Source organism: Rathayibacter sp. SW19 (assembly GCF_030866825.1).
GTDB classification, from domain to species: Bacteria; Actinomycetota; Actinomycetes; order Actinomycetales; family Microbacteriaceae; genus Rathayibacter_A; species Rathayibacter_A soli.
In genome coordinates this window covers 1,344,712-1,362,342 of the sequence record NZ_CP133020.1, presented here as the reverse complement: position 1 = coordinate 1,362,342, position 17,631 = coordinate 1,344,712, and the positions used below count along the sequence as shown (strand labels likewise).

Genomic DNA, 17,631 nt, shown 5'->3' with positions numbered 1-17,631 from the left:
AGCCCCAAAACAACTGTTCAACCAAGAATAGATTTATCACCTTGTAGGAGGGCCATGAAGTCGTCAAGCGCCCTGTACCAGAACGGCTCTCCGCTGCGGGAAGTTGTAAGTGAGAAGATCAGGTCCCGAATCCTCGATGGAACATATGTTCCCGGCACTCGCCTTGTCGAGAGGGATCTTGCCGTAGAATTTAAGGTATCGCGCTCGCCCGTTCGTGAGGCTATCCGACTGCTAACTCATGAGGGTTTGGTTGAATTGCTGGCCACACGTGGCGTTGTCGTGAAGAAGCTGACGCGCAATGAGGTCGTAGAGATCTTCGATCTTCGTGAGGCATTGGAGGGTCTTGCGGCGAGGTTGGCCGCGCAACGCGTCGCAGACGGTGCAGTCAGCGATCTGGATGAGTACGTTCGCCGTTCCCACGTTGCCGTGATTGCTTTGGATTTCGATGCCGCACACGCGGCGAATGCTGCCTTCCACGATGAATTGATTGCCTTCTCACAGAACGGCAATCTCCAAGCGACGCTCACACCGCTCCTGGGGCGTCTGCACTGGATCTTTCGTCAGGTATTGGATTTCCAACAGGTCTATCGGGAACATGATGGGCTGGCCAAAGCCATCGCCACAGGAGATCCCCGCAAGGCGCGCCGCGTTGCCGAGAAGCACGTCCAGTCTTATCGCGCGCGAACCTTGGACTATTTGTTCAACTGAATGGCGTGCTGCCGTTGTTCGGTTCTGCACTGAATGCTTGAGGGCTTGGCCGAGCGTCCTGTGCCATTGCCTTGGCATCCCAAAAGTAATAATCTATTGCGCAATGGCGACTTATTGGAGTCGATCATGGCCGAGGCGATCCGACAGGGTGCGAGAAGAATGCGAATGATGATCGAGAACACCGGGAATCGGGATTTTCGGCGGACCCGGACCTTTTGCCCGGGCGGGAACTGCCGCGGGTCGATGACTGATCGGAGTGCCTTTGAGGCGTGTGAGTATTCAGGGTCGCGCAGAATGGTCGGCGAATTGACAGAGGGGTACGTACCCAGGTGAAGCTCCTTGTTGTTGATCCGAACAGCAGTGAAGACGTCTCGATCCGCGCTGAGGAACGCCAGCACGGGGACTGTGTGGTGGCCACGGTTTTCCGTGATCCTCGTAAGAGCGCGCTCAAAGAGCTCGTGGTTGTTCCTGTGGGTGACATTGCCATGGCCGCCCTGTCCACGGCCGAGCTGCAGAGCATGCGGTCGTCGAGGATCGCGATCTCGAGTCTTCCCCAAGCTGGGTACCGCGCGGGCACGAATCGTGATGGCGTGCGTTCACGGTTAGCACCGATTCGTTCGCTGACAGATCCGTTGACGAGATCTGGATCTGTTCGCACCGACTTCGAAGACACGCCGCGAATTTTGTCGGAGGCTGCGGTGGCCGAGGGCAGTGCCGATCACGGGAGTTGGGCCGGCGTCTCGATAACCGGCCGGGCTCGAAAGTTCGGAAGAAGCCTCCCCCTTCCTATCGTCGGCGGTATTTCAGCCGGGGCCAAACCGTGTGAACCGTTGGTCGACATTGGATGCAGAATCCACCGTGCGGGAACTTTGGCCTGCCCTCCAATCTTGCCAAACGAGGGACTCACCGCAGGGATGGCTCGCACGCCCGCCGCCGGGAAGGAACGCGAATGAACGCGCCAGTCGATCTCCTGATAGTCAACGCAGTCGTTGTCAATTCCACGCACACCATGGCGGGACACATCGCGGTCAAGGCGGGGCGAATATGTGCGATTTACGACGTGCACACTCGGCCGGAGCTTTTACCCCTGGCGGGAAGGATATTGGACGCTGCCGGGAAGCTGGTCATCCCGGGAGGAGTTGACGGACACTGCCACGTGGAGCAGGTAACCGGGCCGTACAAGACCCGTGACACTTTCGAATCCACCTCGATCGCAGCACTGTGGGGTGGAACAACCACCATCATCGACTTCGGAATTCCCGCCGACAGAAGCGAGTCACCCCTTCATGCCGCCGAGCACAAAATGAATTTGGCGCAAGTCGCGCGCTGCGATGTCGGGTTGCACGGCTGCGTGCTGAAGTGGGATGAGACGGTTCCGGCTCAGCTGGAGGCTATGGCCGCCCACGGCATCCGTTCGGTCAAGCTGTACACGACGAATCGGAACTCGACGATGGCCGATGACGACACGATCATCAAGGTAATGAAAGAGATGGTGCGTCTGGATGGCCTTGTCTACGTTCACGCAGAGCACGATCCGATCATCTTCGACTGTACAGAGTCGAGTACGTCACTAGGGTTGACCTCCATTGAAAATCTGAACCACACTCGACCCGAGCTTTCGGAGACGGCGTCAGTACGCGAGACCCTGGCGATGGCCGAGTACACTGGAGCGGCTGTCTACTATGTACATCAGAGCACTCCGGAAGCCGTACGGCTTGTGCAGGACGCTCGGTCACGCGGCATGATCGCGTATTCCGAGACTTGCCCGCACTATCTGATGTGCGATGAACGCGTGTACGACTTGCCCGCGGCCGAACGGTTCGCCTGCTGCCCTCCGATGCGAGGCATAGAGTCCGTTCATCTGCTTCTCGAACGAGCGGTGAGGGGAGACGTGGACACGATCTCCTCCGATCACTCCTGCTACGACATGGCCCAGAAGAAATCTCACAAGGACGACATCAACTTCATGCCGTACGGGCTGCCTGGAGTTGAGACGCGGATGCCCGCCGCATTCACTGCGCTCGTGAAAGAACGAGGAATGTCGATGCAGCAATTCGTTAACGTGTTCGCCGCCGGTCCAGCTCGAATCAACGGGCTCCAGAACAAGGGAGTGATTGCTGCCGGATATGACGCCGATTTTGTCATCTTTGACCCGAAGGAAGTCCGCACCGTATTTGGCGCGGCACTTCACATGGGCACCGATTTCAGCCCTTTCGACGGCATGGAACTGGCAGGTTGGCCCAACACAGTGGTTTCAGCCGGGCGGGTGGTACTCGAAGATGGCCAATTCATCGATCCCGGGCCCGTCGGGAGATTCCTCAAGCGGCAGGGCGTTCGCGAAAGCGCCCAGTTGAGTGACGGCCGTCAGACGATCGCCGACTTACTTGCGACCGGAGGGCACTGATGTCAGATCGTCCCGCCCGCATTGGCATGATCGTCCCGTCGTCCAACACCTGCCTGGAACCCCAGTCCTACCGGATCCTCGGCGCACGCACGGATGTGACATTGCACTTTGCGCGGATAGATGTCACCAGAATTGCGATGGACGCAGATTCGGATCACCAGTTCGATCTGTCGACCATGATCGCGGCGGCGACACTACTAAAGCCAGCTGAGGTCGACGTCATCGCCTGGAACGGAACGTCCGGTTCGTGGCTCGGCGCGGCTTACGATCGTGAGTTGGTGGCGCACATCACTGCGGCCACCGGAATTCCTGCCACTACCTCGGCGCTAGCCTACTTCGACGCATACAAGGAGTTCGGGATATCTGAGATCGCCGTTGTGAGCCCGTACACGCTCGACGTGAACGCCGCCATCGCACAGCAGTACGCCAAGGAGGGGTTACATGTGATTTCCGAACGGCATTTGGGGCTCGTCGTGAACGAATCGTTTGCCCGTGTTGCGCCTGAAGACCTCATAGTCCCGTCGCATGAAGTTGCTGGCGGAAGGGATGGCAAGCGGCCGGACACGATCATCTACCTTTGTACCAATTTGTATGGGGCGCCGATCGTCGAGCAGGTCGAACGCGAGACGAACCTTCCTGTGCTCGATTCAGTCGCTGTGACCCTGTGGAAATGCCTAACCATGCTCGGACTGAAGGGCTTGGAACAAAAATGGGGGCGCTTGTTGTCCTGAAGGCTTCAGACCGGAGTGTCACATGAGCGTTCATCACCACAAATGGTCGACAAGAGGTGTCGCGGCGGATGGAAGTGGCATCCCTTACCGGCATAGTCGTGAGTAAGTGAATGATCGGTGTTGCGGTGGCAGAAGTTCTTGACCATGTGACGAAGCAGCCGGCGGGCGCGGGGGCACGCTCAGTCGAGCAGGCTTTCACGCTGCTCGAACTGATCGCGGACGCCGGCGGTGAGGCGAGCCTGAGCGAGTTGGCCGCGTCGTCCGGGCTCGGGCCGCCGATCGTCGACCGGCTATTGCGTACTCTCGTAGACCGGGGGTACATGCGGCACACCGCTTTCCGGCGTTATGCGCTCGGCCCCCGGCTGGCACGGTTCGGCGAAGCGGCTAATAAACAAGTTTGGGCGTCGGCCGAACCGCAGTTGACAAAGCTGGCTAGCATGCTCCACGAGACCGCGAGTCTGGCTGTACTTGATGGCGACCTCGTCCTGTACGTCGCGCAAGCACCAACCCAGCACGCGCTGCGAATGGCGATAACGATCGGCAAGCACGTACCCGCTCACGCAAGCGGTGTCGGCAAGGCGATCCTGGCTCAGCTTGACGACGTCACGGTGCGCAGTCTTGTCGGGAGGGAGGGGATGCATGCCTTCACGACCTTCAGTCTTGCTAATGTCTCGGCCCTTCTGGCAGAACTCGCAGTTATCCGACGACGCGGCTACGCGGTTGACGACCAGGAACAGGAGATCGGAATGCGGTGCTATGCGGTGGCAATTCCGAACGAGTCGTTGCGTGCCGCGGTCTCAGTGTCGGGTCCTGCACTCCGAGTCAACGACGACTTCGGCGCTGTGGCTGTGCCACTACTCAATGCGGTCGCAGTCGATATCGCCGACGGATTCAACGTACCACTCAGAAGCTACTGACGCGCAGTCGCGCCCTTGGGACAAACCTGCCTGCCAGATTTCAAGATCGAGGACAAGAGGTCACCGCGAACTGAACGCGTTTCTCATCGAACTTCGTGCGGCCGCTACTCAGTTAGAGCGAAGCGAACATTTCGACCATCTGAAAAAGTACGTGGCACAGGCAACGCGACACGTCGAGCAGTCTGATCCGCTGCGGACTATTCCGCTGCCGCCAGTCGAGATTCCCGACATGAACTACGACGAATGGCGGGACTGGCGCGACCGAAATCCTCAGCGGTAGTAGACCCGGCCGGAATGCGCCAAAGGGCGCCCACGGACTTGACCGCCGCGGGCGCCCAACAGCATCAGCCCTCCGGCAGGTTCTCGAGGTTGTCGAGCTTGGTACTGTCCGGATTCGTCTGAATGTAGGGTGAAGCCATACAAGCCGACCTCGGGCAGTAGCTGACTTGGCGGACGGTTGCCGCGTACCCGCCCGCGCTGGTCTGCCAGGTGTTCCCGGCTGTGATGCTATCGACAACTTGCTTGCGAGTGTAATGCACACTCATGTTGGTGATCACACCCTCTATGTGCCGATGGGTGCCGTCCGCGGAGAGTTCCTTGCGGACCTTGGTGACGGTGTACATGCTCATGTAGCACGACCTTTCTCCTGGCATCTGCCCGCCAGGTAGGCGACTTCCAGGAGAACGTGACTGTGTTGCGTCGCCACGGTCCAGCGGAATGGATGCAGATGCGCGCGGACACAGGCGTCCCCGGATTCGCACAGGCGCTATCGGAGCACCTAAGGTCGTAGTTGTCGTACCAAGACACCACGGACCTCGATCTGCCGCGAACATCGTTCGGGTTGATCGAGGCTCGTTGCTTTAATTGTACCGGCCAGAGCTGACATTCGCTCATCTACGCGCCTCAAGTGCAATCTGTCCACAGATGTACAGCGAGCCTGACATCTGCCGCGAACGGCCATTCTCCGGTCATTCCGGGGCAATTTTGGCCAGGGTACGTCCGGCGCAGGGAACTACAAGGGTGTTATTCACATCGATCGGGTTGTGCATAACTGAGTTATTCACAGGACTGCGTGTTTTTGCGGCTTCGCGACATATCAAAATCGGTAAACACTACGGCAGCTCAGCCCTTGAACGGATAGTGCTTATGGCTCATAGTCATGGGCAGATATGCCGTTGGATCTAGGAAAGACACCAGCTCGGGTAACCAAACAACGCGGCTTCAGTCTCGTGGACCTACTCATTGTCATCGTCGTCATTGCCATCTTGGCGGCGATCACCATCATCGCCCACAACGGCGTGACGCAGAAGGCACATGAAGTTGCCCTCCAAAGCGATCTCTCTAATGGTGTAGCTGCCCTGGAGATGAGTAACGCAACCGATGGTCAGTGCCCAGGCAGTGCCGGCGATGCCAGCAACGGCCAAGGCTTGAAATCTAGCACCGGTTACACCTTCACCTACAACGTCAGCAGCGACGGTTCGAGCTACGGCTTGCAAGAAAGCGGCTACGGCATGACATGTGTCGTCACGAATACCAGCACCGTACCGCAATTGGGCTATTGCTCCGGAACCACAAGTATTTCCGGCACGCCGCTACCACCTAATGGTGGTGTGGTCACGACACTCGCAGGATCGGGAACGGCAGGCTACGCCGACGGCACCGGCACAGCGACGCAGTTCAGTAACCCATACGGAGTCGCCGTTGACGCATCTGGCAACGTCTATGTGGCGGATACCTATAACTACAGCATCCGCATAATCAAGTAGCGACGGCCATCAGCTCGCGCGCCTACGACGGATCTATACAGCGGCTGAAGTCATGATGACTTGCCAGCAGCAGTGATTGGTCAGCGCCGTCAAACGCTCGGCGCCGGCCCTGTGGACGTGGAGCCATTTGGAGCGCCCGTCCACGCCCCGCCAGGAGAGTCACCGTCGGCATACCCGTAGAGAATCGAACCTTGGGTAAGCATCGTCTCATCACCAGTTGCAGACTATACGCCGGAATACTGACGTTGATACGCGGGGGCATGACGGTTAACCCGCCCGGGGTTGTCTACATCGCAGACCTAGCCTGTAGCCGTATTCGAGAAATCACGCCAAGCGGCGTGGTCACGACCCTGGCCGGGTCCAGCTCCGTAGGCTGCGCCGATGCCACCGGCGCTGCCGCACAATTCAATGCTCCTGCTGGCATCACGGTCGATTCCTCAGGCACGATTTACGTTGCCGACGAAAGCAACAATCTCATCCGCATCATCAAGTAGCTCGACGAAAGTCTGGCAGGGTCAACTCGACGTAGTAGGCCAAGGGGTCGTAACCAGCGTGGACGATCGTACATCTGGCCAGTTCTGACTCGTCGCAGCGAACCGGTTTCATCTTCGGACGTGGAATCGCTGACTGCGCGTTGGTCGATGGCCTTATGTCGAGGGCTCCACTTATCTGTCACACCTCGCCGACGGTCTCCAGCATCTTGCGCAAGATTGCCGCGTACTCCTCTTTGGTGATGCCGGGCTTCGGGTCATAGTCATAGATGTTCATGTCACGCAGGCCGTACATCCGATGCCCACTGATTGGGTCAACCCTGTCGCTCTGCCACCCCACGGGGAACCCAGCAAGCCGCCCCTTGCCCTCCACTCGGTTGATCTTGCCGCGAATGCTGCCCGTGTTCTTGAGACCGACCTTCTCGACCATCTCCTGATCCGAAACCAGTTCTGGCGACGCGTTGATCCACAAGCGCCAGACATTGCGCTCGTCTTGGTTCAGACGACCCCACCAGTCGACCGCCTTCGCTACGAGGTGATCACTGGCATAAGTGTGCGGAAATGGCCCAGTGGACGCCTCGGCGACCGTGATCTCTCTTACCTGCGGCGCTTCCGCTCCGCCCTCTCGCCAATCTGCGAACCACCGATAGAAGTTGCTAACCCGATCTACCGGCACCGGCACCGTTACCTGCACGTCCTTGTTGTCCATTGCGCTCCTCGTCCCCGCTCATCTCGACTTCAGGTGAACTTAAATATATCATACATGTCGTATCATATGTTTGACTTCTATCATAAGCAGAACCTAGGCCGCGTTGCCCCCTGCCCGCCTGCGTCCTCGTCTCCACGCGCTAGCAACGCTTCGGGACACCCGATGAGACGCTTGCAGAGCACTCCAAGCGGCTTACAACAAGACGTGCTCAAGAGCATGGGCGAACCAGGAGGGAGGTGGCAGTCAGCTCCTCGGTGCCATGCGGCTTGTTGGAGAACCAGCCCGGTTCGCCGGCCGCACCCCATCGAGGAGGCCACTCTCATGAGTGATCCTGAAGCACCCGGATATGCGGCGAGCTACCGGGTCTTGTCAGGTCGGACGGACGATGAGACCAGAGCACAGCTCGAAGTCCTCGCCCAGCTGAACAACCGCTCCGTGACCACGGAAACTCGGTTCGCCCTGGAGAGCTGGGTGGAACGGTCTAAGACCGATCCAGCCATCAAGGAACGCGCCGAGGCTGCGCGTGCCGAGATCGAGCGCGAGGCACAGACAAAGCGCAATGCAATCGCCGCCATCTTCGGCGGCGGCGCGGTATCTGCGCCCTCATCACAATCCAGGCCGAGCAGCAGCGCGCGTTCCACCAAGCAGGCCGATCAGGCCTGAACTGCGGTCGCCAGCCACGGTCGAGACGATCGAGGTCTCCCCTGGCCTGGTTGCCGCCTATTTCATTTCGACCACACTGCTTGCCATTCGGCGGCCGCTACGGTGATTCCGCGGCCGACATTCCGATTCGAAGTGCGGGCGAACCGCGGCACTCTCCAGAGCCGCTCGTTTACGCGCTCAAGGAGACCCTGCAGGATCTGCTCGCGACGCATGCGCCCCTCATCCCTGGAGTTAGCAGTGAGGCGCGGACGCATCCAGCGGTGCACACAAACAAGCAAGCGCAACAAATCTGAATGAGGGGAGCAGGAGAGCTTCCAAAGTGGTTGCATACTTCCGGCGAGCGATCCTTCTGACACCCAGACGGGGCCGTGCAGCTTGTTGGTGACCACCGGTAGCGTTGAAATATGATCTTTCGCGACCCGAGCGCACGCCGTGCAATGCAGCTTGCGCGCATCCTCGCTCCGACGGCAGCCCATGCCTAGAGAGCAGATGTGGGTCGAATGGGATGACGGGTCCGAGCTCGGACGTTCTAAGCAGGGCGACGCATACGCCGCCAACGCCTACGCCGATGGAAAGCTTGTCGACCAAGCGCGCTTCACGCCCATCAGCGAAGACGAGAAGACCGCATACGACGATGACGGCTCCTGGAATCACTCGGAGAGGCGTACGGAGTCGAAGCACCAGCTCTCCGAGGAGGAACTCGAAGCGCTTCTCAAGTTGCTCGTATTCACAATCGAGGTCACAATAGCAGCCGCTCCACACGTCCACCGTTGGTACAAGAGGACTTTCACGCCGGCCGTTCGGTCGGGGTGGAGCTCTGCGAAGGCGACGGTGTTGCGGCTTTCCAAAAGGCGCCGCAAGGATGCGACATCCGAGCCTGATGGACTCGTGATACCTGTCGAAGTTCACGAGCCGAACCCATCTGGTGCCATCGCGGTTTCGCCCAAGGTCAATTCGCCCATCATGACCTTGAACGAAGCGCAGCAACGCATCCTCTCTGCACTACTGGCCGCCGCATACAGTAACGAGCAATTGCGCATTGTGGCCGGCGCTCGCATCGTTGATGGCGACCTCCAGCAACTGCTATCTGCAATGCAGGCTCTCTCGGCTGAACAGGCATCGGACGTAGTAGGCCAGATGCTCGAAACAAACCCGTCGCTTGTCACAGACGACGGGGCGGCCGAAATGGTGAAAGTCTTGGTCGACGGGGGCTTGGTGGACGAGAAGTACCTTCCACCGGAACCAAACCATGCGGGGCGGCATCGCGCCTGACACCCCACTTCAGCAGTTCGACATGGACCTGTACATTCGAGGGGCGATCTCAAGGCAACGCTCGGACGCCGACGCCCTAGATCCGAGATAGCAGAGCGAGGATCGACCGCTCTGCACCAGTGAAATGAGTACGCCATGCCGTTCGATCTCTTGATCTCCTACGCCTGGACCAGCGATGCCCACCGGGAATGGACGTGCCTCCTCGCAAGTTCGTTGCATCTCCTCGGCTACAACGTCGCGCTCGATAGAAACGTTGACTACGGATCGAACTTGACCGGCTTCATGCGTGAGGTCACGGAGTCGCGGCACGTGCTTCTGGTCGTCGACGAAAACTATGTCGACCGAGCAGACAACAATCCTGCGTCAGGCGTGGCTGTGGAGAACGATTGGATTCAGTCTGATGTGTGTTGGGATAACGCGGTCGCCGAGTCGTTCTTCTCCCATTTAAAGACCGAGATGTTCTACCAGCGCTCATGGCCGACCCGGATGCATGTGCGCACCGCGGTGATGGACTACATCGAGACCTGGTACAACCGTCGCCGACCTCACGCACGAGCTGGCGGTATCCCACCGGTGATGGCCCGAAACGCACACCAAACCCGCGACCACGCCGTGGCCGCGTAACCAAGAAGGAAAACACAACAGACTGTCTCAAAAACTTGACGAACGCATTCACCTGCTGCGGCCCGTCATAATGCTCCAACAGGTGCACACACGCCACCGCCATATCATCCACATGCAAAAACTCTCGCCGCGGGCTCCCGGTCCCCCAATTCGTCACGGATGCCGCCCCCGAGGCCACCGCCTCGTCATACCGCGGAATCAACGCCGGCAACACATGCGACCCGATGCGCGAGAAGTTATCCCCCGGACCATACAAAACCGTCGGCATCGCCGAAATCCACGGCAACCCATACCGCCGCCGCACCGCCTGCACCTGCATGATGCCCGCGATGTTCGCATACGTGCACGAGGATCCGAAGAACAGCGGCGGCCAGCTGCCGGCCCGAGCGTTCAATCAAGCTCTGCGGATGCTTCCCCCCGCTAACCGCATGAATCGCTCGCCTCTTCGTCGACGCCGGATCGCCAAACTTACCAGCCGACGACGTCAAACACAGCGCAACCTTGGGCGAACAACGGTCCAGCGTTGATCGCAGGCCAGGCCGAGCCAAGACAGTTGCTGGATGAGGGGCAGGCGAGTAACAGTCCTTGCGACGCGTACAGGCGATATCTGAGCGGCACGAGAAATCACCTGCCATTCTCGGCGCGATGGCAGCATGCACGAGTGGCCGACATTGCTGCTCGACTAGACCGTACTACGACCGCCGTCGATGAGGACGTTCTCGCCCGAAATCATCGCGGCGTCGGCGCTGGCGAGATACCCGATGAGAGAAGCGACCTCCTCTGGACGAGCAAATCGGCCAACCGGAATTTCGGCCTTCGCACGCTCTCCCTTCTCGCCGGCCCAGGCTGCTTTTCCCAGTGGCGTTTCAACCACCGTCGGGGACACTGCATTGACGGTGACGCCACGACCCGCCCACTCCAATGAGAGCACCCGGGTGAGGCCGACAAGCGCCGCCTTACTCGCGGCGTAAGCGGCGTGCTGGTCGAGGCCGATGACGGCGGCCTGTGAAGCAAGGCTAATAATGCGGCCAAAGCCCGCCGCGAGCATCACGCGACCAGCCGCCTGCGCCATGTAAAAACTTGCGCTGAGATTCACGTCGATTGTCGCCTGCCAGCGTTCAGGCGACACGTCGACTGCGGAGTCGAGTAGCGCGATGCCGGCCGAGTTGACGAGCACGGTCGGCACCCCAATTGACTCCACGACGGATGCGATCACATCGGCGGCTGCGGCCGGATCGGTAAGGTCCCGCGTGATGCCCTGGTGTGCTTCTCCGGGTAGGCCGATCATCAACTCATCCACGCGTGGGCTCAGGTCAACACCGACCACGCGTGCGCCCCGAGCCGCAAAGTGGTGCGCCACGCTATAGCCGATGCCGCTCGCGGCGCCAGTGACAACAACGATGCTGCCATTGAACGATTGATTCATGCTTGCGCCTCATATTCCTTGATAGCCTGCACTTTGGCTTCCGATGGGCTGGATGGATCGAATCGGTACCCTAGCCACTCCCTTGTAAGGCGCCGCGCGAGCTCAAGTCCGATGACCCGCTGTCCGATGCACAACACTTGTGCGTCGTTGGACAACACACTGCGTTCCACGGAATATGAATCGTGCGCGGTAACGGCGCGCACGCCCGGCACTTTGTTGGCGGCGATCGCGACGCCGAGGCCGGTTCCGCAAAGCAGTAGAGCACGATCGACCTCCCCGGCCGCCACCAGCCGGGCCGCGGTGACAGCGATGTGTGGGTAGTCCGTGTGCTCGTCCCGGATTACGCCGACGTCGATGACTGACGTCACGCGCGAGTCTGCCTCCAGGTCCGCTTTCAGCACTTCCTTGTAGTCGAGAGCAGCATCGTCGCAGCCGATCACGACACGCAGACTTTTCTCAGTCACGTTCATTTCCTTTCTTGGGGAACTAGAAGTTCACCGATGGTCGAGACGATCAGACTGAAGGACGTTGCGCCCGCGTCGGGCGTGCCGACGCTCCTTTCGGCCAGCGGCCGGGCGCGTCCTTTCTTTGGGCTCAGCCAAGTTGTTTCCGCTGCAGCCTCGCCCGCGGCAAGGGCGGCGCGGTGCCATGCCGTGGTCAAATCGCATCCGTCGTCAGATTGCTGGCGCAGGCTAGATGCGAAGGGCACGAGCGCGTCGACCAATGTTTTGTCGCCAAGTTCGGCACGCCCCAAACCAACGATGGCGTCGACGAATGCATCGACCGCATCCACCGCGTTCGAGAGTGTGTACTTTTCCCGATCGTCGCGGAGTGAACGTCCAGCGCTTTCCAGGCCGGCCCCCCACAGCACGCCCGAGGTGCCTCCCGCCGCGGCGGCCCACGCTCGCCCGGCCCGAATGAGCATCCACCCCGGACCGCCGTCGGCACCGGCATCGGCAGAACCGGCCGCCGCCGCGGCTCCCTTGAGCATGCCGCGGCCGTGGTCGCCATCGCCAGCGACCGCATCTATCCGACCCAGCTCTTCTTCATGCTCACGTAGCTCGGCCTCAACTGCATGCAATGCCGACGCCACAGCAGGCGAGAGCTGACGCGCAGCGTCAGACGCCCAGGGCATCTCGACGGCCGCGCTCGATTCGGCGACTAAATCAACGGGGCGTAGTGCCAGGAGGGTGCTGTGCTGTTTGCGGTACGCAGGCGTGTAGGCGTCTGCTTGCCACATTCTCTCCAGTTCACCATCGAGCCACATCAGTGTGAGCGAACATCCACCCATGTCCAGGCTGGTTACCAACTCGCCGACCTCGGGAGCGACCGGCTCAAGGCCTGCGGCGCGCAGTAGCGGCGCAATTTCGCTCCACAGCAGAAACAGCTCCTCGTATTTCGTCGTTCCGAGACCATTGACGATCACCGCTACCCGCGAGCTTCCCGTGCGGGGTCGCTCCTCAAGTAGAGGGGTGACCAGCATGGCTGCGAGGGCTCGCGCATCGGTCACGGCGATATCGCGGATGCCGGGCTCGCCGTGGATGCCCAGCCCGACGCCCATCTTCCCCTCGGGGACTGCAAAGAGAGGCCCACTGGCACCCGGCATCGTGCACCCGCTGAACGCCACGCCGAAGCTGCGGGTGGCGTCATTTGCAGCGCGCCCGATGCGTTCTACTTCGTCAATGTCCAGTCCTTGGGCGGCTGCCGCCCCTAGCGCTTTGAAAACAGCGAAGTCTCCCGCGATGCCACGCCGGCCGGTAGGGTCCGCGGCCGACGCGACATCGTCAGTAACCAACACGATTCGGGTATCGATCCCCTCACTTCGCAGACGCTCGGCGGCAATACCGAAGTTCATGACATCGCCCGCGTAGTTCCCAAACGTCAGGACCACGCCCCGACCCTGTTCGGCCGCTTTCGCGACCGAATAAACGTGTGCCGCTGAAGGAGAGGTGAAGACGTTTCCGACGACCGCCCCTGAGGCGAATCCCGGGCCAACGAGCCCGCAGAATGCCGGGTAGTGACCGGATCCGCCGCCGACGATAACGACGACGATCGGTTCGCCGCTGCGGAACCCGACCGTACCCCCGGGAACACCCACCAAACGGTCCGAGTACAGGTCCAGGAAACCTGCGAATTGGTCGTCGGCGAAATCGGCCGGGTCGTTGTAGATGACAGTCATCAGCTGCTCACCTCTTCCAACTTCTGCTGGCTACTTCTGACCGGGAAGGCCTTCGTAGGCGATATCGCCGGACTTCAGGTTCTTGTCGATCAGCGCGGGGAGCTGCTTCAGAAACACCGAATTGTCGGTAACAACGTTCTTGATCGCGCTGTCCACGTTGTCCGAAGTGATCGCAGGCATGGTGTACACCAGGTTCGTGTTGACCTTTTGCTTCTTGACGATGCGCTCTGCCACGGCTAGGCCTGTAGCCAGTTCGACGGTTCCATGCTGCAGGGAGGTGCCAATCATCTGGCCCGATTTCACAGCGTTCAATCCGTCTTGGATTCCATCAATGCCGACGACCTTGACGCCGGTGAGTTTGCCCTGTTTCAGCGCCTGCAATGCACCGATTGCCATGTCATCGTTCTCGGAAATAACGCCATTGATCTGACTCCCGAAGGCCGACACCCAGTTGCTCATCTTGTTTACCGCTTGGTCGCGATCCCAGTTCGCTGTGTCTTTGGCAAGCACCTTGATGTCTGGGTTCTTCGCGAGAACGTTGTCGATTCCTTGCCCTCGGTTGATTTCAGGTGAACTCCCGAGTGGTCCCTGCAGAATGACGACGTTGCCCTTTCCGCCGAGTGCCTTCACCATCATGGTGGCTTCTTGTTCACCTGCTGCAACGTCGTCAGGCTGAACGTTTGCGTCGAGCTTCGCGCTGGAAAGTGCCGTGTTGACTGCGATTACGGGGATGTGAGCGGCCTTAGCGGCCGCGACCTGAGGCTGCAACGAGTCGGCTTGAACCGGAACGATGATGATCGCATCGACATGCTGATTGACGAACTGGTTAACCTGGTTCGCCTGCGTCGATACGTCGTTGTTGGCCGAGTTCCACTCCAGTGTGATGTTGTTGGCCTTCGCGTAGGCTTCCATGCCTTGTTTACCTTGCGTGATGAACGACGACATGTCGTACACCGAAACGCCGACCGTGACCGTCTTGGACCCTGCCGTCGGGTCCCCAGCCCCGCACCCGGAGAGTATGAGGGATGAGCCGATCGCGACGATCGCGGCAACGGCGCCGAGTGTGTGCTTTTTCATATGCCTTTTCCTGTTCTTCTTTCTTGGTTGCGGTGAAGAGAAACTCGTTAAATCGGTGCAGAGCGGACCGGGTCAGCGTCGATGTCGGCTGGCCCACACATCAACTCCGACGGCGGCGACGATGATCGCGCCTTTGATGACGTCCTGCCAATAGGCAGGAACCAATTGCAGGTCAAGGCCGTTGTTGATCGTTTGAATCAGCAGGAGGCCAATGACTGTGCCCCAGATCGTGCCGCGACCCCCCATGAGGCTGGCGCCGCCGATAACGACCGCGGCGATAGCATCCAGCTCGTAGCCGCTACCCAAGTTGGGGGCACCCGTGATAACGCGGGAGGAAAGCATCAAACCGGAGATCCCGGCCAAAACGCCGCTGATCGCATACACACTGAACAAGGTGCGACGGGAACGGACGCCGGCAATTTCTGCGGCCAACCGATTGCCGCCAATTGCGTAAATGCGAAGGCCGTATGCTGTGCGCTGCATCAAAAATGCAAAGACAAGAATTGCGACGATCATCAAGATCACTGGGATGGTGATGCCGAAGATCTCAGTATTCGCATAGCCACCATAGCTAGCGCTCAAACCGTTGATAGGAGCACCGTTGCCGATCGCATACGCAAGACCGGAGGCAAGGGTGAGCATGCCGAGCGTCGCGATGAATGGCGGCACATTCAGCCAGCTGATGACGATACCGTTGACAGCTCCCGCCAAAAATCCGACGACCAATGCCGCTGCCAACGGAATGAATAGATTGTGGCCAATATTTTGGTCAGCCCACGCGGCGGACATTGCACTGAGTGCGATGATGCTGCCCGGAGATAGGTCAATGCCTGCTGTGAGGATGACGAGCGTCTGCCCCAGCGCGATGAGTGCAAATGGTGCCGCAGCGATCAGGATCGTTGCGAGGTTGTCCGCAGTGGCGAAACGCGCGCTCCGGTAAGCGAAATACGCAATGATCAAGATCATCACGAGCACCATGATGTGGCGAATCACGAAATTGCTGATTCTCGGGCGCAGGGCTCCGATTCTGGCAGCGGCGGGTGATGTAGTTGATGTGGTCAACGGTTTGTCTCCTTTGACGATGCGGGCAAGGATTCAGATGCGTCCGCGAGCTGTCCGGATGCGAGGCGGAAGATCGTGTCGGACGCGGTCGGTTTGGCTAGCTGCGCCGCGGAAAGTTCGCCGACGACTCCCTTGCCGCGCATGATCAGGGCGCGGTGCGACAAGTTGAGGATCTCGGGCAGGTCACTGGATGCCATGACCACCGCCATTCCCGAGGCGGACAGTTCGGTCACGATCCGGTAGATTTCACTTCTCGCGCCAATGTCCACACCACGAGTCGGCTCGTCGAGCAGGAGCACATCAACTCGGCCTGTCAGCCAGCGCCCCAAAACAACCTTTTGTTGATTGCCACCAGACAGATGTTCTAGGCGCTGCCCGAGGCCATCACTCTTCAGACGCATCGATTTCATCGCCTCACCGATTTCGGTGCGCCTCCGCCGCCCGCGGAGGACACCGAATCGTATGAACGCGGCCACACGCGGCAGCGTTGCATTGTCAAGCACACTCATCGACAGCACAGCGCCGGCACCTTTGCGGTCTTCAGGCACGAACGCCACATGTTGCGCGATCGTCGCACCCGGATTCGCCTGCCTCAGCCGTTTGCCCGAGACAAAGACCGAACCGGAGACTGGCTTACGGATGCCGTAGATCGTTTCGATGAGTTCAGAACGCCCGGCTCCGACGAGACCGGCAAGTCCCAGGACCTCCCCTTTGCGTACTCGAAACGAGATGGGTGCCGCACCCTGCTCGATCACGAGGTCGGACGCCTCCAGCACAATGTCGTCCGCCGCCGGCGGCAGCACAGGGAATAGTTGATCCAGTTCCCGCCCGATCATCGCTGTCACGATTTCGTCATCAGTAATGTCTTCTAGAGCGCTGTCCACGATCAACGTGCCGTCTCGCAACACCACAACCCGGTCGCCCATGGCCCTGATCTCTTCCATCTTGTGCGTCGTCACGAGGACAGCAACGCCCTTATCCCGCAATGCGCGCACCACGCTCGCGAGATGCGCGACTTCACGCGCAGCGATCGCGCTGGTCGGTTCATCGAGCAGGAGCACTCGGGCACCGCGATTGGTCGCCTTGATAATCTCGATGATCTGCCGCACCCCAATCGGAAGCGTCACCATGCGCGTCAGCGGGTTGATGTCCAAGCCGAAATCGGAAAGCTGCTCACGCGCAACACGGATCATGCCGCGACGGTCCAGCGTGCCCAGGGCGGCGCGCTTCTCTCGTCCAACGAAGAGGTTCTCGTAGACCGAGAGATCCGGAATGGACGCCAGTTCTTGCGGGACGATCGCAACGCCAAGTTCCATCGCCGCACGGGTGCTGCCAGCGCTGAGTTCTGCACCTCGAACATGCACAGTTCCTTCGTCTGGACGGTACTGGCCCGATGCGATCTTCATCAGCGTCGACTTCCCTGCCCCGTTCTCGCCGGCGAGAGCTGTCACCGTCCCGGGTTCGAGTCGCAGGTCGACACCATTGAGCACGGGCACTCCGCCGAAGGACTTGCGCACCCCTGTACAGGTCAGCATTGCCACATCGGTTGCGGGTGCGTCAGGCATGCCTTGTCCTTTGCTCAGTGTCATTCGATGTGGTTGC

Annotated in this window: 17 protein-coding genes and 1 pseudogene; 9 read left to right on the top strand and 9 right to left on the bottom strand. The window is 59.9% G+C overall.

What is annotated here, in order from left to right; genetic code table 11:
- Positions 1–54: 54 nt before the first annotated feature.
- The 4 genes from QU604_RS06195 (at position 55) to QU604_RS06180 (ending at position 4,760) form a co-directional block, all read left to right on the top strand.
- Entirely contained in the window at positions 55–708 is a 654-nt protein-coding gene (locus tag QU604_RS06195) for a GntR family transcriptional regulator (protein ID WP_308467936.1), read from the top strand.
- A gap of 949 nt (positions 709–1,657) precedes the next feature.
- A complete protein-coding gene (locus QU604_RS06190; protein ID WP_308467935.1) occupies positions 1,658–3,112 on the top strand; it encodes an amidohydrolase family protein in 1,455 nt (484 codons plus the stop codon).
- A 26-nt stretch (positions 3,113–3,138) separates the two neighbouring features.
- Positions 3,139–3,843 (top strand): maleate cis-trans isomerase family protein, encoded by a 705-nt coding sequence (locus QU604_RS06185; RefSeq protein ID WP_308467934.1) that lies wholly within the window; start codon positions 3,139–3,141, stop codon positions 3,841–3,843.
- 125 nt (positions 3,844–3,968) lie between these two features.
- Positions 3,969–4,760 (top strand): IclR family transcriptional regulator, encoded by a 792-nt coding sequence (locus QU604_RS06180; protein WP_308467933.1) that lies wholly within the window; start codon positions 3,969–3,971, stop codon positions 4,758–4,760.
- 344 nt (positions 4,761–5,104) lie between these two features.
- Here the strand turns inward: QU604_RS06180 and QU604_RS06175 are convergent, their stop codons facing one another.
- The gene (locus QU604_RS06175; protein WP_308467932.1) at positions 5,105–5,389 is read right to left on the bottom strand and encodes a DUF3892 domain-containing protein; all 285 of its coding nucleotides are present in this window, start codon (positions 5,387–5,389) and stop codon (positions 5,105–5,107) included.
- A gap of 540 nt (positions 5,390–5,929) precedes the next feature.
- Here QU604_RS06175 and QU604_RS06170 point away from each other — a divergent pair.
- Positions 5,930–6,526 (top strand): type IV pilin protein, encoded by a 597-nt coding sequence (locus QU604_RS06170; RefSeq protein WP_308467931.1) that lies wholly within the window; start codon positions 5,930–5,932, stop codon positions 6,524–6,526.
- A 260-nt stretch (positions 6,527–6,786) separates the two neighbouring features.
- Positions 6,787–7,020 carry an NHL repeat-containing protein gene (locus tag QU604_RS06165; protein WP_308467930.1) on the top strand — a complete coding sequence of 78 codons (234 nt, stop codon included), beginning with the start codon at positions 6,787–6,789 and terminating at the stop codon, positions 7,018–7,020.
- A gap of 178 nt (positions 7,021–7,198) precedes the next feature.
- On the opposite strand, the gene QU604_RS06160 is transcribed toward QU604_RS06165, so the two are convergent.
- The gene (locus QU604_RS06160; protein ID WP_308467929.1) at positions 7,199–7,726 is read right to left on the bottom strand and encodes a hypothetical protein; all 528 of its coding nucleotides are present in this window, start codon (positions 7,724–7,726) and stop codon (positions 7,199–7,201) included.
- A gap of 321 nt (positions 7,727–8,047) precedes the next feature.
- On the opposite strand from QU604_RS06160, the gene QU604_RS06155 reads away from it, so the two are divergent.
- From QU604_RS06155 to QU604_RS06145, 3 genes are all read left to right on the top strand, one after another.
- Positions 8,048–8,389 carry a hypothetical protein gene (locus tag QU604_RS06155; RefSeq protein WP_308467928.1) on the top strand — a complete coding sequence of 114 codons (342 nt, stop codon included), beginning with the start codon at positions 8,048–8,050 and terminating at the stop codon, positions 8,387–8,389.
- Positions 8,390–8,863: 474 nt separating this feature from the next.
- On the top strand, positions 8,864–9,661 hold the full coding sequence (locus tag QU604_RS06150; RefSeq protein WP_308467927.1) for a hypothetical protein: 798 nt from the start codon (positions 8,864–8,866) through the stop codon (positions 9,659–9,661).
- A 135-nt stretch (positions 9,662–9,796) separates the two neighbouring features.
- Entirely contained in the window at positions 9,797–10,285 is a 489-nt protein-coding gene (locus QU604_RS06145) for an IS3 family transposase (protein ID WP_308467926.1), read from the top strand.
- A gap of 46 nt (positions 10,286–10,331) precedes the next feature.
- Here the strand turns inward: QU604_RS06145 and QU604_RS06140 are convergent.
- From QU604_RS06140 to QU604_RS06110, 7 genes and pseudogenes are all read right to left on the bottom strand, one after another.
- A pseudogene (locus QU604_RS06140) lies at positions 10,332–10,649 on the bottom strand (NAD-dependent epimerase/dehydratase family protein); the annotation flags it as partial.
- Between the two features lie 318 nt (positions 10,650–10,967).
- Positions 10,968–11,711, bottom strand: a complete 744-nt coding sequence (locus tag QU604_RS06135) for a GolD/DthD family dehydrogenase (protein WP_308467925.1) — start codon at positions 11,709–11,711, stop codon at positions 10,968–10,970.
- Positions 11,708–12,175, bottom strand: coding sequence for a ribose-5-phosphate isomerase (locus QU604_RS06130; protein WP_308467924.1), 468 nt, complete (start codon positions 12,173–12,175; stop codon positions 11,708–11,710). Before QU604_RS06130 ends, QU604_RS06135 begins: the two co-directional genes overlap by 4 nt.
- 2 nt (positions 12,176–12,177) lie before the next feature.
- Positions 12,178–13,890 carry a dihydroxyacetone kinase family protein gene (locus tag QU604_RS06125; RefSeq protein ID WP_308467923.1) on the bottom strand — a complete coding sequence of 571 codons (1,713 nt, stop codon included), beginning with the start codon at positions 13,888–13,890 and terminating at the stop codon, positions 12,178–12,180.
- 30 nt (positions 13,891–13,920) lie between these two features.
- Complete coding sequence (locus tag QU604_RS06120) at positions 13,921–14,967, bottom strand: substrate-binding domain-containing protein (RefSeq protein WP_308467922.1); 1,047 nt, start codon at positions 14,965–14,967, stop codon at positions 13,921–13,923.
- 72 nt (positions 14,968–15,039) lie between these two features.
- On the bottom strand, positions 15,040–16,029 hold the full coding sequence (locus QU604_RS06115; RefSeq protein ID WP_308467921.1) for an ABC transporter permease: 990 nt from the start codon (positions 16,027–16,029) through the stop codon (positions 15,040–15,042).
- Positions 16,026–17,594: a sugar ABC transporter ATP-binding protein gene (locus tag QU604_RS06110; protein WP_308467920.1), complete on the bottom strand. Its 1,569-nt coding sequence runs from the start codon at positions 17,592–17,594 to the stop codon at positions 16,026–16,028. The genes QU604_RS06115 and QU604_RS06110 overlap by 4 nt, the downstream gene beginning before the upstream one ends.
- Positions 17,595–17,631: the final 37 nt, after the last annotated feature.